This window comes from Bartonella sp. AA74HLJMH (genome assembly GCF_042197045.1).
Lineage (GTDB): Bacteria > Pseudomonadota > Alphaproteobacteria > Rhizobiales > Rhizobiaceae > Bartonella.
On the sequence record NZ_JBHIRJ010000024.1, the window covers coordinates 1 to 15,026 of the forward strand.

At 42.3% G+C, this 15,026-nt stretch carries 18 protein-coding genes and 3 pseudogenes; 2 read left to right on the forward strand and 19 right to left on the reverse strand.

Annotation, left to right across the window (positions count from 1 at the left end; translation table 11 throughout):
• Positions 1-35 precede the first annotated feature (35 nt).
• From ACFINH_RS08310 to ACFINH_RS08330, 5 genes are read right to left on the reverse strand one after another with little or no spacing between them, the layout of a single operon-like run.
• Positions 36-1,142 carry a phage tail protein gene (locus tag ACFINH_RS08310; RefSeq protein ID WP_375632627.1) on the reverse strand — a complete coding sequence of 369 codons (1,107 nt, stop codon included), beginning with the start codon at positions 1,140-1,142 and terminating at the stop codon, positions 36-38.
• Positions 1,142-1,969: a baseplate J/gp47 family protein gene (locus ACFINH_RS08315; protein WP_375632628.1), complete on the reverse strand. Its 828-nt coding sequence runs from the start codon at positions 1,967-1,969 to the stop codon at positions 1,142-1,144. The genes ACFINH_RS08310 and ACFINH_RS08315 overlap by 1 nt, the downstream gene beginning before the upstream one ends.
• Positions 1,966-2,307, reverse strand: coding sequence for a GPW/gp25 family protein (locus tag ACFINH_RS08320; protein ID WP_375632629.1), 342 nt, complete (start codon positions 2,305-2,307; stop codon positions 1,966-1,968). Before ACFINH_RS08320 ends, ACFINH_RS08315 begins: the two co-directional genes overlap by 4 nt.
• Positions 2,304-2,993: a phage baseplate assembly protein V gene (locus ACFINH_RS08325; RefSeq protein ID WP_375632630.1), complete on the reverse strand. Its 690-nt coding sequence runs from the start codon at positions 2,991-2,993 to the stop codon at positions 2,304-2,306. The genes ACFINH_RS08320 and ACFINH_RS08325 overlap by 4 nt, the downstream gene beginning before the upstream one ends.
• Positions 2,974-3,522, reverse strand: a complete 549-nt coding sequence (locus ACFINH_RS08330; protein ID WP_375632631.1) for a hypothetical protein — start codon at positions 3,520-3,522, stop codon at positions 2,974-2,976. The genes ACFINH_RS08325 and ACFINH_RS08330 overlap by 20 nt, the downstream gene beginning before the upstream one ends.
• A gap of 52 nt (positions 3,523-3,574) precedes the next feature.
• On the opposite strand from ACFINH_RS08330, the gene ACFINH_RS08335 reads away from it, so the two are divergent.
• Together ACFINH_RS08335 and ACFINH_RS08340 are read left to right on the forward strand one after the other, a co-directional pair.
• Positions 3,575-3,889: a type II toxin-antitoxin system RelE/ParE family toxin gene (locus ACFINH_RS08335; protein WP_375610725.1), complete on the forward strand. Its 315-nt coding sequence runs from the start codon at positions 3,575-3,577 to the stop codon at positions 3,887-3,889.
• Between the two features lie 16 nt (positions 3,890-3,905).
• Positions 3,906-4,202 carry a HigA family addiction module antitoxin gene (locus tag ACFINH_RS08340; protein ID WP_004861504.1) on the forward strand — a complete coding sequence of 99 codons (297 nt, stop codon included), beginning with the start codon at positions 3,906-3,908 and terminating at the stop codon, positions 4,200-4,202.
• A 46-nt stretch (positions 4,203-4,248) separates the two neighbouring features.
• On the opposite strand, the gene ACFINH_RS08345 is transcribed toward ACFINH_RS08340, so the two are convergent.
• The 14 genes and pseudogenes from ACFINH_RS08345 to ACFINH_RS08410 all read right to left on the reverse strand — a co-directional run.
• Complete coding sequence (locus ACFINH_RS08345; RefSeq protein ID WP_375632632.1) at positions 4,249-4,527, reverse strand: hypothetical protein; 279 nt, start codon at positions 4,525-4,527, stop codon at positions 4,249-4,251.
• The gene (locus ACFINH_RS08350; protein WP_375632633.1) at positions 4,524-5,258 is read right to left on the reverse strand and encodes an antA/AntB antirepressor family protein; all 735 of its coding nucleotides are present in this window, start codon (positions 5,256-5,258) and stop codon (positions 4,524-4,526) included. Before ACFINH_RS08350 ends, ACFINH_RS08345 begins: the two co-directional genes overlap by 4 nt.
• 251 nt (positions 5,259-5,509) lie before the next feature.
• Positions 5,510-6,098: pseudogene (locus tag ACFINH_RS08355) on the reverse strand (antA/AntB antirepressor family protein).
• Between the two features lie 421 nt (positions 6,099-6,519).
• A complete protein-coding gene (locus ACFINH_RS08360; protein WP_375632634.1) occupies positions 6,520-6,930 on the reverse strand; it encodes a hypothetical protein in 411 nt (136 codons plus the stop codon).
• Between the two features lie 30 nt (positions 6,931-6,960).
• Complete coding sequence (locus tag ACFINH_RS08365) at positions 6,961-7,314, reverse strand: hypothetical protein (RefSeq protein ID WP_375632635.1); 354 nt, start codon at positions 7,312-7,314, stop codon at positions 6,961-6,963.
• Position 7,315: 1 nt separating this feature from the next.
• Entirely contained in the window at positions 7,316-8,392 is a 1,077-nt protein-coding gene (locus ACFINH_RS08370) for a major capsid protein (RefSeq protein WP_375632636.1), read from the reverse strand.
• 12 nt (positions 8,393-8,404) lie between these two features.
• Positions 8,405-8,773 (reverse strand): head decoration protein, encoded by a 369-nt coding sequence (locus ACFINH_RS08375; protein ID WP_375632637.1) that lies wholly within the window; start codon positions 8,771-8,773, stop codon positions 8,405-8,407.
• The gene (locus ACFINH_RS08380) at positions 8,770-9,150 is read right to left on the reverse strand and encodes a hypothetical protein (protein WP_375632645.1); all 381 of its coding nucleotides are present in this window, start codon (positions 9,148-9,150) and stop codon (positions 8,770-8,772) included. Before ACFINH_RS08380 ends, ACFINH_RS08375 begins: the two co-directional genes overlap by 4 nt.
• Positions 9,033-10,103 carry a S49 family peptidase gene (locus ACFINH_RS08385; protein WP_375632638.1) on the reverse strand — a complete coding sequence of 357 codons (1,071 nt, stop codon included), beginning with the start codon at positions 10,101-10,103 and terminating at the stop codon, positions 9,033-9,035. The genes ACFINH_RS08380 and ACFINH_RS08385 overlap by 118 nt, the downstream gene beginning before the upstream one ends.
• On the reverse strand, positions 10,093-11,637 hold the full coding sequence (locus tag ACFINH_RS08390) for a phage portal protein (RefSeq protein WP_375632639.1): 1,545 nt from the start codon (positions 11,635-11,637) through the stop codon (positions 10,093-10,095). Before ACFINH_RS08390 ends, ACFINH_RS08385 begins: the two co-directional genes overlap by 11 nt.
• Positions 11,637-11,885 carry a phage head-tail joining protein gene (locus ACFINH_RS08395; protein ID WP_375632641.1) on the reverse strand — a complete coding sequence of 83 codons (249 nt, stop codon included), beginning with the start codon at positions 11,883-11,885 and terminating at the stop codon, positions 11,637-11,639. Before ACFINH_RS08395 ends, ACFINH_RS08390 begins: the two co-directional genes overlap by 1 nt.
• A gap of 3 nt (positions 11,886-11,888) precedes the next feature.
• Positions 11,889-13,817 (reverse strand): phage terminase large subunit family protein, encoded by a 1,929-nt coding sequence (locus tag ACFINH_RS08400; protein ID WP_375632643.1) that lies wholly within the window; start codon positions 13,815-13,817, stop codon positions 11,889-11,891.
• Positions 13,810-14,391, reverse strand: a pseudogene (locus tag ACFINH_RS08405) (hypothetical protein). The gene ACFINH_RS08400 and the pseudogene ACFINH_RS08405 overlap by 8 nt, the downstream one beginning before the upstream one ends.
• A 368-nt stretch (positions 14,392-14,759) precedes the next feature.
• A pseudogene (locus tag ACFINH_RS08410) lies at positions 14,760-15,026 on the reverse strand (hypothetical protein); the annotation flags it as partial.

A 15,026-nucleotide genomic window follows, 5' to 3' on the forward strand; every position in this document is an offset into this window, starting at 1 on the left:
CAATTGCAAAGGGTAAACCACTTTCATGCTTCATATTAAAACCTCAATAAAATCTTGAATTGTTCGCGAACATCGGCGCGCAAAGGAATATTGATGGGTGTTTTGAGTATCTCGACACCACCATTCAGTTCATTGACGTCACACCAAAGCTTTCCAAGGGGGATATCTTGTTTGGGAATGCCGTGAACGAGAATAGAAACAAATGCTGCTTGTTTGCCATCAACATCGTGAAAATCTGTGCGTGCTGCAAGAAACAACAGAGTGCCGGTTGGGGAAGGGTTAAATCTGTTGCCACAATGGTTGTACACACCATCCAAAGCCTGTTCGATAGGCGCTACAGCATAGCATCTGCGATACCCAATCACGCTATTTTGGCTGTCTCTTAACACGAGATAAAGCGTGCGGTTGCTAAACCACTCTGCCATGAGTATATCGCGTTCATGTTTTTTGACCGAACACCACGGAAAATTTGCCATGTCCCATGGATAATCGATTTGTTCCCAGCTTAACTCTTCATCCCCATCATCTATCCAATTACCAATAAGCCTGCCTTCTTCTCTTGTGAGCGTGTGATTGATCTCTGTTGTGCGCCCAAAGGAAAACAAAGTGTCTCCAGCTGTTAAACGAACACCGCTTTCATACTCCAACATGCTGTCATCAAGGCGTGACATATTGCATTCAACAGCTTGCACATCATAACCATAGGTCCCACGGCGAAAATCAGAGCGCAAACTTTTGGAAAGGTCGGTAATCGCTTCAATAGCTTCAAGGCTTTTGCGTTCAGGCAACTGATCAAAATCAAGTTGAAAGGAATTCCACCATGCTCGCCCCGTCCAGGCGGGTTGAAAGCGTGCCGAAATCCCTAGCCATTCAAGCCCTATCTCTATTGCCGCAAGGGAGCCACGCATCCGCTGCCATTGAAGCCCTTGATCAATCAAATCATAGAGGTTTGGAACATAAGGTGTCAGTTCACCAAGCCCGTATTCTTCAATCAACCACGGCAAGAAACGGGGAGGGCGTGTGATCAGTTTTGCGCGTGAAATCCCCAAAACAGAACCATCAATATCTTGATGAAAATCGCAAGCATCAGCAAGGCGCTTTTCAAATTCCGTCGCGTTTGTGGGAAGGAGGGAACCAACCATTAGCGCGCACGCCCTTTGAAGTTTAAGGTGATTTTTCCAATCGATAAAACTTCTTCATCACAAACCATACTGTCTTGTGTTGGTGTAATGGCGATCACTTTCTGGACACCAGCAATCATTAGTTTTGAAATCCACCACGACAAACTTAATTCACGACCAATGGCTTGTTCTTGTTTCCAAGCCGTGCGTAAATTTGTTTCCATTGTTGTGAGAATTTTCAAAGATGTTTCTGGTAACAGCCAAACATCTGCTTCTAAATCCAGCACTTTTTTGACAGCAGCGTGAACAATGATTGTATCATTGGTCATGATGATATTTTTTCTGTGAAGAGCTTCTGAGACTGTTTGTATGAGATCTTCAGAGGCTGTTCCTTCTTCATTATTACCAAAAAGAGCAACATAGATGGTTGGGTTTTTGCCTTTACGATAAATAATCGCATCCTTCACACGGCTATCGGCTGTTAAGGCGATAAGTTTGTAATAGGGTTCTGTTCCACTTCCGTTTCCTCCACGGGCATGAAGCTGTATGCGTTCACGATATCTCTCGTCACTTTCACCCTCCATGCGGGCAAGACCATGCCAGTTTCCCAAAGCATCAAGAGATTCACCGGTTGCAAAATCAAGAATGTTGTTGCGTGCCGCTTCGTTAATACGCTGTCTTAAAAGCAACTCTCGATAGCTAAAAGCCTCTATGACTTTTACGGCCGGATCACTTTCAAGAATGGTATATTCAGGCAAAAGCTCTTTTAAATGGACAAGAGCAGCAGCGCGTATTTCTTCAAAAGAAAGTTCTGTGATGATGTCTGGTTTTGCAAGCACTCCATTCATTTTATCAATAATCCTTCCATGGTAATGGGCTTGCCGGATGGCAAATAAATGCCTTCAAAGGATAAAGAAACGTGTCCATTCTCACCCCTTTTAAAATCAATTTTTTTCAATTTAAAACGCGGTTCCCACTTGTCTAAAGCCTCAGCAACAGCAGCATAAAGAGCAACAGCAAAAGCATTATTAACCGGTGCATCAATGAGTTCTGCAACACGTGAACCATAGTCACGCCGCATTACACGCGAACCAATCCGTGTTGACAAAATGTCAAGGATTGATTGGCGCAAATGATCAATTCCGGTTAATGGCTTTCCTGTTGTACGGTCCATTCCACTGTTCAATTGGGACCTCCTGTCATAGAGCCACCAGGAAAAACACCGCCATGAACATGTGTTGCTCCTACATTGGTGCCGTTATGTCTTAATCCACTTGAGTGAATGGAAACATTATTCCCAGAATGAAGAGAGAGACTATCATTCGAATTCAGTGAAATGCCATCACCAGCCTTCAAAGAGATGCCGCCTTTTGCGTTTAAATTTATATCGCTTTCTGAAACAATCTTTATGCCTTCCGGTGCCGTAAGCTCTAGCTTGCCACCATCACCTTTTAGTGACACACCATCAGCGATTGTCAGGATAAATTTTCCGCCGGATTTGATGTGGATTCCATAAGTGTTTTGTTCATCATCATATTCAAGGCTGGTTCCATCAGGGTATATCGTTCGGTGAATGCTGCCTTTATCGGCTGCTTGATTAGCATCGGTATGAAGTGAACCAACAATCACCCCTTGTGATAAATCCCCTGATGACGAGATAACAATCACTTGCTCTCCGATATCACGCCCTTCATACGAGCGTGTTTTACCGGCGCGGGCTTGGGTATCTGGAATCCAGTCACTGACAAGATTGCCACTTTTTACCCGATAGCGTGCGTTTTTATGGTCGACATGGCTAATCTTCCCCACCACAACCATATTGGCCACACGTCTCTTTAGATCTGTGATTTCTTTATCGCGCCGCTCTAACATGTCCACCTTCAATTTTATGGTATTTATCTTTATTTCTCACGCCTGTTTCTGGTTCAAAGCTTAAGAAAGGTTCAACGAGTCTTGCTGTTACACTGCCTTCTTCTTCATCCATGTTGGGGATATTTGTCACATAAATGACTTCAAAGGTTAAAATTGCACCGTGGAGTGCTAGAGCGCCATTATCGCCAAAGGCAAAAGCAATATTTTGCAGGCGGCATGTTTCAACGCTGTTGTTGAGATTGGGATTAGCGTAGAAAACCTCCTCAACTTCCCATGCTAATTGGTCAACAAAACGTGCTCCATCTTCACATGTCGCATAACATTCAACATCTAGCGTTAAAACACGCCGTCTTACTCCATAATCATAGCCATCTTCAATTGTTTCACTTTGTGTTGAGATATTAATTGCAGGCGTGTTCTCAGGGGAGAAGTTGAAATCACGCATATTGAAAACATTGTCACCAGCTACCGTCTTTGCTGCCTTTATCAAAGCAACAAAGCTTTCCCTTATCGTTTCTCTCGGATGCATGGGAGCTCCTGTTATTTAACATTTATCCTTTTCTTTATATTGGTATCGTGTTATGATACGTAAAAGAACGAATAAAGGTGATTTGGTGATTGAATCTTTTGCTGATAAGCGGTGTAAAGATCTTTTAGAAGGCAATCTGCCCAGAGGCTTTCCCACCACTCTAGTGCGTATAGCCCAAAGAAAGTTGTTTATGCTCGATAAAGCAGTTGATCTTAAAGATTTGCGCAGTCCTCCGGGAAATCGTCTAGAAGCGTTGAAAGGAGAGCGTAAAGGTCAATATTCTATCCGTATTAATGACCAGTTTCGTATTTGTTTTGAATGGCGCTCTAATGGTGCCTATGAAGTTGAAATCGTAGATTATCATTGATCTGTAGGAGGTCGAGATGAAAAATTATATAGCGATTCATCCCGGAGAAATTTTACGAGAGGAATATTTAAAAGAATATGCTCTCTCTGCTTATGCTCTTGCAAAAGCATTAAATGTTCCACGCACGAGAATAGAACGTATTGTTGCTGAAAATAGTCCAGTGACTCCCGATACAGCACTAAGATTAGCCTATTTTTTTGATACTACTGCTGAATTTTGGCTTAACATGCAAGCTGCTTATGACGTTAGTATATTACAAACTGAAAAAGCAGACGAATTTGCCAAAATCAATAAATTTGAATGTAGGGTTTAACCACTCCCTACCTTTAACGATAGGGAGGGGAGTTCTATTTTTTTAATTAAGCAACCTTTTTAATGGGGCTCTCGAAATCTGGTTCATAAGTTCGCAACAAAGAATCCATACGATGTGGCAGTTCTGAAGCTCCAAAATCTGTCAAAATTGCCAAGATTTTTGTAATATTGGGCACGTCATCTTGAAGCTTTAAAACTAGAACATTTTCTATTGCATTCATAGTTTGAACCAGAGCACTACAATCTTTGTCGCTCACATTTTCATCATTAGAAAATTGAGATAATGCCATCCACAAATCGCATAAGAAGTTGGTATCTATTTTCATTGCACACCCCCAAAGATTTGTTCTCTCAAACATGCCAATCCTCTAGATGTGATTTTCGTTGAAGGGAGCACCTTTTCTGTACCATCCGGTCTTTGAATGGTGATAGCAGGACAGTCCATGAATCCTTTCTTTATCTTATCCTGATAAGGTAATAGAGGCGCCCCCGGAGCACGGCGATACACCCAGTCATGTTTACGCAAGTAATTTGTTAAATCCTTTGGTCTTACTTCCAACATCTTTGCTGCTTCAATAAGACCGAATAAACCATCAGAGCGTTTTAAACCTTCCAGAGCTTTTGCTTTTGGCGCTAATTCAGCAATGGTGTTATCCTTTTGCTCGATTTGGCTTTGTAAGTGATTCAAAACACCAAGCAATGCTTCTGGTTTGGAGTAGTCAACTTGCGGTGTTGCTACTTGTTTCAGAAGCCGTTCGCATTTGATAAAGTATTGACGCGCTTCATGCCCTTTATCATTACGCTCTATCATCGAAAGATGTTTAGCCATGTCTAACGTAATGTAATATTCTATGCTTGGGCGCCCACCTTTTTCTAAATTTTTAGAAAAACCTATAAAGTCTATATTTTCTCGAAAGTTACATTCTTTAATACGATTTTTAATCCAGTCTGCAAACTTTGATGTAATCTCCAAAAACGCATGCAAATCACGCGCGTTAACAGTTTGAACAGTTTCCTGATCAATAACCTGTTCTGATATTTCTATAAGTGTGTTCATAATGAACTCCTTGGTAATAGACGTTTTTGATTGACACTCTTTAAAAAGTGCCGGGTGCTCAAAAACACGGTACCAAGTCCGTCGTTACGCTTTTCCCGCAAGGGTATTGTATAGCGTAACCACACCCGACAATATCATTATATGCGTGTAACATACAATGAGTCAAAGCCTTTAATGTGCGGAAAATAAACTATCTCGGTAGCTCGCCCGCTTGGTATTTAAGGTGTTTTTGAGGCACCTGATTCGATTATTCATATTGTCGCCACAATGTCAAGTGGAAATGTAATGTTTTTATAAAAGTAATCTGTTAAATCCTTTGGGCGTACCTCTAACATCTTTGCAGCTTCGATAAGACCAAACAATCCATCAGAGCGTTTTAAACCTTCTAAAGCTTCTGCTTTAGGCTTGAGTGTACTCACCTCATTTCTTAAGTCTTCTAATTGATTGATACTTTCTAAAAGGAGCTGTTTAATCGTAAGAGGATTTTCCAAAGCATTGGCAAGATCTACTTGTGGTGTTGCTACTTGCTTGAACCGTTTTTCACATTTGATAAAATACTCTCTGGCTTCATGTCCTTTATCCTTACGCTCTATCATGGAAAGGTGTTTAGCCATGTCTAAGGTGAGATGATAGTCTTTAGAAGGGCGCCCACCTGAACTTTCGCTCAAAAAAGAGCAAAAGTCATACCCTTCTTTAAATTTACAATCTTGAATACGTCTGATAATCCAATCTTTAAAACTGGTTTTTACTTCTAAAAATACGTGTAATTCGCGTGCGTTAACAGTTTGAACAAGTTTCTTGATCAATAATCTGTTCTCTAATTTCTATAAGAGTATTCATAATGAATTCCTTATGGTTAGACGTTTGTTAATGACACTCAAAAAGAGTGCCGGGCGCTAACAAACACGGCCATAAGTCCGTCGTTACACTTTCCCCGCAAGGGTATTGTATAGCGTAACCACACCCGACAGATGTTATTATACGCATGTAGCATATAATGAGTCAAAGTCTTTAATGTATAGAAGACTGATTATTTCGGTAACCAATCCGCTTATGGTTCTAAGGTGTTTGTTAGGCACCTGATTCGATTATTCATACTCCTACTATAATGTCAAGCAGTAATATTACATTTTTCTAAAAATCGTTTTTACACAAGTAATCGATTAAATTCTTTAATTGTGATCCGAATATCCTTTCTTTTCCAATAAAATCAAACAAGCCAGTGATAGGGTTGAATTCACAATCGTTTGTTTTTTTGTTTTTAGTCTCTCACCCCAGTTGAAATAATTTCATTATCGTAAATTTCTGCTGTTCCGCAAACTCGCGCTTTTCCACAAACTTGCACACTGTCAAAAATTGATGCCTCGCCATAAACTCGTGCATTACCAGAAATTTGCGCTTCACCAGAAACCGATGCTATACCATAAACTTTTGCATCATCGCTAATTGTAGCATTTTCAGAAACATATCCATTTCCGTAAACCTGTGCATTATCAAAAACCCAACAATTATCGTAAGGACTTAGGTTTCTTTCTTTTTCAATATATCCACCTAAATCACCTTTCTTAATTGTACCAAAATTTTTGATAGCTTTAATACGGTAAAGAATAAATTCGCCAACCTTAATTGCTTCATTTGTTAATTTGTATTTTTTTCTTCTAAATATAAACATGTACTAGATCATTTCTTTATAAGCATATCTTTACTTTAGCTCCCGCAAGATAAGCTTATACATACCGGATTCTGAAGCTTGTACATCTATCACAATGAAATGCTCCTGAGAAGAGGGAGCTTTGTTGTTTTCAGGGGAAATGATTACAACATTATCTTCCGGTTTTGGTGGTAATCCTCCAATGTCATTGATACAAAGATCAAGTTCCTTTCTTGCAATTGTGGTAGAGGTTCTGCCACCGGCGTCCGATTCCGAATGTTTAATGCCGTAAATCGCTGTGATACGAAAAGATTGCTGGTTGTCCTTTCGCGTGTAGATGATGGGCTGCCCAAAAGTGTTGCGTACATCTTTAACCATTTGGTTTAGCAGCCCGTGCCATCGCATGTTATTTCGCTCCAATCACGGCTTTAAACAGCATTTCAGGGCGTGTACAGATGTAAAGCGGATAGCTATAGACCTCCGGTTTTACCCATGCATTACGGTCGTGATCAACGATCAACATCGTGTAGAGAGGCTTCCCAACGGTGTTGGCAAAATCCAAGCTTTCACCAGGAGCAAAGGTTTTTTGGAAGACACCAGGCGCATCAACAGGAAAGAATTGGCATTCATCCGGCTTAATGCCTATAGCGCGCTTTGTTCCAGCCTTCGCACTCACATTATAGTTGTGAATACTCCGGTAATTAATGAAAGTTACGCCTGCAAAGTCAAAACTACCAAAGCTCCCAGAGCCAATCGAACTTGGTGTTGCAACACCTCCGGCGCTATTGAGTGTCTGTGCTAAGGCTGTGTTTAAATAGGTCTCACGAATTGTTTTATGGTTTTTCAACTTGGAAAAGAATTCATTACCACAAAGCCCAATAATCCGCGAACGATCAGAAAAAGCTCCTTTTGAAGCTTCAATCATCCTCATAATGACTTGATCAACATGGTCCGCAACATTGGTTGTTTCTGTATTTAGTTTAAAATCAATCGGCTTTGGTGGTGCGATTTCCCATTCTTTGTACCAATCGACAATAACAGAGCCATCGGCATCAAGAACCACCCCTTGAACAGCGCCAAGTTGCATATTTTCCCATGTCAATTCTATTTCAGAAATCAGTTTCTTTTGTTTTCTGGCAATATATTTCATTGCTGTCTCTAACTGATCTTCTGCGCCAAATTCACGACGGTTTTGGATTTCTTCTGATTTCACCGTATCACTTTTGGCAATCCGTGTTGTTTTGAAAAACCGAAGATTACGACCCTCTCTATCACCTTCTGCCAAAGGTGCGCCACGTTCACTGGTTTGAATAAGCGAAAATGTATTATCACGCCGTTCAATACCAACCTCCGTGGTACTGGTTTCAACTTCCTCAAAAAGATTAAGAGAGCTTACAAGACCAGGTTGAAACTCATAGTTTTCAATGCCTTTCATCATTGTGATGCTTGAGAAAGCATCATGTTTAAAAAAATTCATATCCATGTGTGCATTCTCCTATCGCAATAGAATGTTGTTATGGTCTTCTAAAGACTGAATGGCTTCTTTCTTTTGCTCGTCTGTGATGGCATCTGGCCAGAGCAGTTCAGAAGCTTTTACAGTGCATAAGCGTGCTGTAATCACGGCACGTTGATCTGCTTCAGAGGCATCAACAGTGGCAAAAGAAATCCCTGCCGGTGTTTGACTGCCATCTGATGCTGCTGGATTAAGGGGGACATAGTGTTCCGTTGCGGTTATCTTTCCCATGACAGTTCCTGCTTCAATGAATGCTCCTGATGCAAATACCACTTCTTCATTTGACATATCGGGGTCGTAGGGTCCAAGATAAGCGCCATTGCGTACGTCGTCATAAATAATATTCGTCATTTCACTGCCCTCCAAGCTGCTTCCCATTTTGCGTGAATCTTTGCCTTGCTCGTCCCATCACTATGAGGGGTATAAGGCGAGACTTTTAAAGACGCGCTTTGAGAGCTAGCAGCCGTCAACACACACTGGCGTGCTTTCTCGATACTCATACCGTTTTGAATAGCTTTTGCTGCGTCAAAAGAAACGCCTAAGTGCTTTGCTTGCCTTTCAAGGGTTGTTAGTGCTTTTGCGCGCTTTCTTTCTTTTTCAAGAGCAGCTTTTATGTTTTCCTGCTTGTCCTCATTGTCTTCATCTTCATCTTCGTTTTCTTCGTCGTCAAAGATTTCGGCGTTTTTGTCGATGTCACTATCGTCTTCGTCCTCTTCCTCGTCATTGATGATGTCGACGATCTTTTCGTCATCCTCTTCTTCAGCGCGGTATTGTGTGCGTGCCATGTGTTTTGTCCTTCTTTTTCTGTTGATGTTGGGTTTTGTGATATGGAATCCGTTAAGGCTTCCAAAGCTTGCGCAAGGGTGCCCTGCGCATCTGCTAATCCAAGCGTGATCGCTTGGGTGCCTATAAAAGTTTCTGCTTTTGTGTCACGAATTGCAGCAGCATTTAAGCGTCTGTTTTGCGCCACCAAATCGACAAACATCTCGTAGAGCAGGGCGCAATCGGCTTGCATTTTTATCTGTGCTGTATCGCTCAAGGGTTCATGAGGGTTGCCATGGGTTTTGTGATCACCTTCAAAGACAAAGGTCCATTTATGCCCGTGTTTTTCATCTGCACGGGACTGGTCAAGATGGGCACAAACAACCCCAATCGAGCCCACAACCCCTGTGCGAGCAACCCATATTTGAGAAGCAGAACAAGCAATGGCATAAGCTGCAGAACAGGCAAACTCATTGGCATGTGCCCAAATGGGTTTATTGTATTGTTTTGAGAGTGTTTGAAACTCTTCAACCAAATCAAACACACCACCGGCTTCTCCACCGCCGCTGTCAATATCAAATAAAACAGCGCGAACATCAGGTTGTGCAATGGCTTCACGAAAAGAAGCGCTTAAACCTTCATAAGAGGTTAGCCCCGATAAAGCCCCAAGCCATGCACCACGGCGCACAAGCGTGCCATGAACCGGTATTATGGCAACATTGTTTTGTACTACATAAGTTTCAGGGGGTCTTAAAGCTTCTGTATTCTCTTGCGAATAAGCTTCAATGGGAAACTTTTCTCCCTCAAAAAGACGCGGTGCAAGAGCATTGAGAATGACATCAAGTTTTGTCGAGGCAAGCATATGTGGAACCCCAAAAAGCCGTGATGCCAAAAACGGCATATCAAGATTATTCACCATTTTTATGTGCCTCACTGCCTTGGTTACTTTCATAAGTCTCAGAAGGTTCTGAATCTGCTGTATCAATCATTTGATTGCTACCAGAAGGCACTGCCATATCCGTGTCAAAAGATAAGCCGCGCGCACGAGCGTCTGTGTGCTCTTCTTGCATTTCGGCATGAATGCTGTCGATATCAAAGCCGCGCTCAGCAAGTGCCATGCGTCGTGTTTTCAAGCCTGCACGGATTTCTTCTTTTTCCGCTGAGATATCCTTGTTTGGATCAATCATTTCAAGCGGGGGTGCAAAGCTTTCACATTGAAGCCATGGCAAGGAATTTTCTTCCCACCCTGGCAAATTGACACATCCAGAAAGCACTGCCATTTCAACAAAACGCTCCCAAACAATGCGGTTAAACTGAAAGGCAATAATATGTTCACGCCATTGTTTAACATGACGTCTAAACTGAATGATGGAGGTACGCACATTTGAAAAATTGCCGCGCGTAACGTCCCCTGTCACAACGGCATAAGGCATATTAAGTGCTGCACAAATTTTCAAGATATTGCGAAATTGAAAAGCCTCATAAGAACCTCCAACCTCAACAGGATTTGAGAATGTAACTTCTTTATTCTCTCCTAAATAAAGAGATGCACCGGGTGCAATGGCAGGTGCTTCGTATTCTTCTTCAACGTTGTTTTTATCACGATTATCGGATAATTTTTCGACGTTTGGTGAATTGTCCTTGACAAACGCCGCGAAAAGAGCCGCCGTCCTTTTTCTATCGAGTTCTGCGTCGTCATAGGATTCGAGTTGAAAGATCTTTGTCATACAGCGCGTTATTTTGGGAGAACCGCGCAATTGTCCGGCAATACGGCGCTCTTTGATGTGAAGGATCATTTCAGCGGGGACACGTATGCGTTCTTGACTCTTAAATGCTATGTTGGAAGGAGAAGCATCATAGGGGTGATGTTCCCAGAAATGATAAGCAACACGCTTACCACTGGCATTAAATTCAATTCCCATACGAATGTAATTGCCTTCAATCTCAGCCGGTCCATTGTAGGAAAGGTCCAACATTTCCGTGGGATAAACTTGCAACTGAAGAGGCACACCAGAGCGCCCGTAGAGATCAACATAATGCAATCTTACAAAGCACTCTCCGGTTAAAAATACTTCTCGTGCAATGGTTGCTTGCAGCCCATAAAAGCTGGTATCTTCATCATAATCGGCTTCATCAACCCATTGCCACCATAAGTCTAAAAGCTTTTTCTTTTCTTCTTGAAAGCCTTCAATACGAGGATAAGGTTTAATCCCATCACTTACAGCCGCAGAGACCCATTCCTCCGTTGCAGAACCATAAAGAGCTTCATTGTCATAAAGCCATCTTGAACGGGCAACAATGGTATCACCGCATTCTTCAATCGCTTTATTGATATGTTTTTTTGCGGGATCAAAACCACCCATGCGACGGCTTTTGCTTGCAGCTTCAAAATGGGGATTGTGTTGACGAGAAATTGTAAAAAAGCCCGTAAGTTTATTGATAAAGCCAGCCATTAATAGCCTCGTGAGATATTAAAATAGAACACGCGTGAACCTTTACGCCCTTCAAGGTCCGCTATTTGCGTATTGATCATTTCAAGAGCTCTGCGCAGTTCCTCAACAGAGCGGTTGCTGACTTGCTTATCGCCGTGACGCACTGATTGCGCACCCGAATAAAGAGCCTCTTCAATTTGTTCACGCCGCCTTTTTAAACTTTCCAGTCTGTTAATTTTGCTGTTAAATTGTCCTAAAGTTTCATCCACAAATTACCTCCAATCCCCTCGCATATAAGGATTCATCACTGTTCTGGATTGTTTCCTTTGAGGTTTTGCTATCTGAGATCTTCTTGGAGAAGTGAATGAAGAAATCCCAGATGTTGGTTGCTCTACAGAACCTTCAATTTTAAGTTTTTCCAAACGCTCTTCTAAGATATCAACTTCTCGATTAAGGTTTATTCCCGCCGAAATCAGACCTTGTAAAGCCGCATAAGCATAGACCCTACAATCCAAGGCTTCGTTTCTTGCCTTTTCACTTTTTTGCCATTCAATACGCTTGAAGCCTTTAAAATATTTGATGACTTTTCTTTCAGCGGTTAGCTGGTCAAAATATTCTCGATCAAGGCTTTTGTGAAAGTGTGTTGCACCAGCCCCCGTTGCTTCAGGTCCCGATTTTTTAAATCGTGCCGTGATAATATCTTTCGCGGCATCAACCCCAACAATATAAAGATTAATCTGTCCTTTATTGTTTTTGCTTGGTCGGCGTGGCCATACCGCACGCCATCCCGCTTGCCCCTTAATGCCCCAGATACGCCGCCCCTCACGCGGGCGTACATAATTATAAACCGCCTGTGTATGTCCACCACCGGTATCAATACAAGCAGCTGTTATCCTAATCCCCTCTTTATAGCCTGGATGCGGCCAACGTTTTGCAAGATATTCATCCAATTGGTCCCATACTTCAAAAGAAGAGGGATCACCAAGGATCACTTGATAATCAATATGCCAACTTTCTTCACTACGCCCCCATCCCACCACTTCAAGTTCTAAGCGGTCATTTTGCACATCAATACCCGCTGTCAACAACACGGCTTGTTCTGGTGCCAATGGATAATCTTCACGTTTTGCATAGAGGCTATCAGGATCAACAACTTCGCCTGTTCTGTCTTCCCATGGCTCTCCAAGCACTGTGTTAATAAAAACTTGCAAAAGAGCAGGGTCTTCTTTGGCTCTTAAAAATTCGCGCGCACAATCGCCCCAAGTCAGCCATGGCGAATAAAGCGCTGAAATATGGTAAGAACGCAGACGAGGCTTACTTGACTCCTGTGTTGCGATCCAGCAAGCACCGTTTTCTTCTGCCATTAAGGTGGACTTACGATGTTCGGCATGTTCATGACCACAATGGGCACAAACAAACACAGCTTTTTCGGGGGCGCCTTTTGGCCACTTGATTTGTGACCAAACAATGGGCTGTAGAACACCACATGCATCACAAGGCACGTTGTAATATCGCTGGTCTCCTAGCACAAAATCCTTGGCGATACGGCTTGTGTCACGGTGTGTCGGCGTGGACAATTTAAAAATTTTACGTTGAATAAAAGCAGAGGTTCGTTTTTCAGCAATTGTTACAGGATCGCCTTCATTATCGACATTCAATGGGTAAGCATCGACTTCATCCAAAACCAAATAGCGAATAGGAGAAGAACGCAATCCAGCAGCACTATTTGCTCCTGTAATCATCAATGTTCCCCCATAAAATTCCTTTGAAAACATTGTATTTCCACTGTCTCGTGCACGAGCAGGAGCAATGCGTTCACTTAAAGCAGGGCTAGCTGAAATCATCGGATCAAGACGAGACTTTGACAGTTTCTTAGCGGTCTCAACTGTCGGCATCACATAAAGGGCAGGTCCTGGACTATGATGAATGGCATAACCGCAGAAGTTCAATCCTGCCTCTGACATGCCAACTTGCGCCCCTTTCATGACAATAGTTGTTTCAATTGGTTTGTGAGAGGAAAGATTATCCATGATCTCTCGTAAATAGGGGGTACGTATAGTCCTCCATAATCCAGGTTCAGCACTTGCTACCGTGCTAAGGTATCTATTCTTATCCGCCCATTGCGAAACCGTGTACGGTGGGTCGGGTTGTCGTGCGTTATTGGCATTAGCGAAAAATTCTTCGACTGCATTGTCATCCATTATTCGTTTCTTGCAAGTTCTCTAACTCTGGAGAATGAGGATCATGAAAAGGCACTGGAATATTAACCGCCTCAAGTAAAGCGGTTCTCATGTAATAATCAATAGCACCAATAAGGCTGGCTGCATCACATCCAACTTGTGCAGCAATGCTTGCACCAAAACGATGCGGAAAATTCAACATAGCGTCACGGTGTGCTCTTCCAAACTCACGGGCTGCTCTCTTGACTTCTTCACGGTCAACGGTTGTTTCGCGTAAGCGTTCAAGGGCAATCTTTTCGCTTTCAAGCGCAACTTGCATTCGCTCCAGTTTTATCTTGTATTCATTGGCTCCATCTGTAGAGGCTTGTTTGATCTTTGTCCGCGCTTGACCATCAGGCGCTAAAAATGGAGCAGGGCGCTTTGTTGGATTCTCATTCTAGATGCTTGTGGCAAGGGCTTCATTGACAGAACCATCTTCAAAAAGAGCCGCATCAAATTTACCTGTCTTTATCCGAGAAACCACCGCATTATGTGAAACACCCATCTTCTTCGCAAACGCACGAACCGATAGACCCTTACGATTCTTCTTATTCATAGTTGCTCCTTGCCTTGATTTTTTTCTCATCTTGAGGAATGGGGTTTTCGGCGTACCAAGAAAGAAAGCTTTACGTCATGAACTGAAAAACGGGCTTCAATGCGATAAGGAGACATTTTACATATCATACTGTACATATTGAAATTGTTATCTATCAATGTGTTATGTGTACAATGTACAGTCAATTTGAAAATTCTGTCGCTAGCGATAGTTCGCGCTCGTCCGCCCCGCAACGAAGCCAACCCGCTGGGAAGTACCTTTTGCATTGATTTTATTGTATTTTTTCTGGAAAAAACCAAAGCGCAAATGATAATCTGCTTTAAAAATTACAATTAAAGTGAGTAGCGTGTTGACATAGCTTAAGAACATTATTTAGCTTTCTTATTGGCGGCATATTCTTGACGAGCAAGTTGATACTGTATGTTGGCAATTAATCTTTCATTGGCTTCGTTTACAATAGTACTTGCAATCTCTGGCTTGAACATCACCCCAGCAATGGAGGGTCCTTTTTGTTTTGCAATGGGGAATTGATCTCCATCGGCTCTTTGAAACACATTCCCATTCAGCTTTTTTAATTCAACGCGCTTTGGAAAACTCCCACCTTTGATAAAAGCATGGGGTAAGATTTCTTTCTT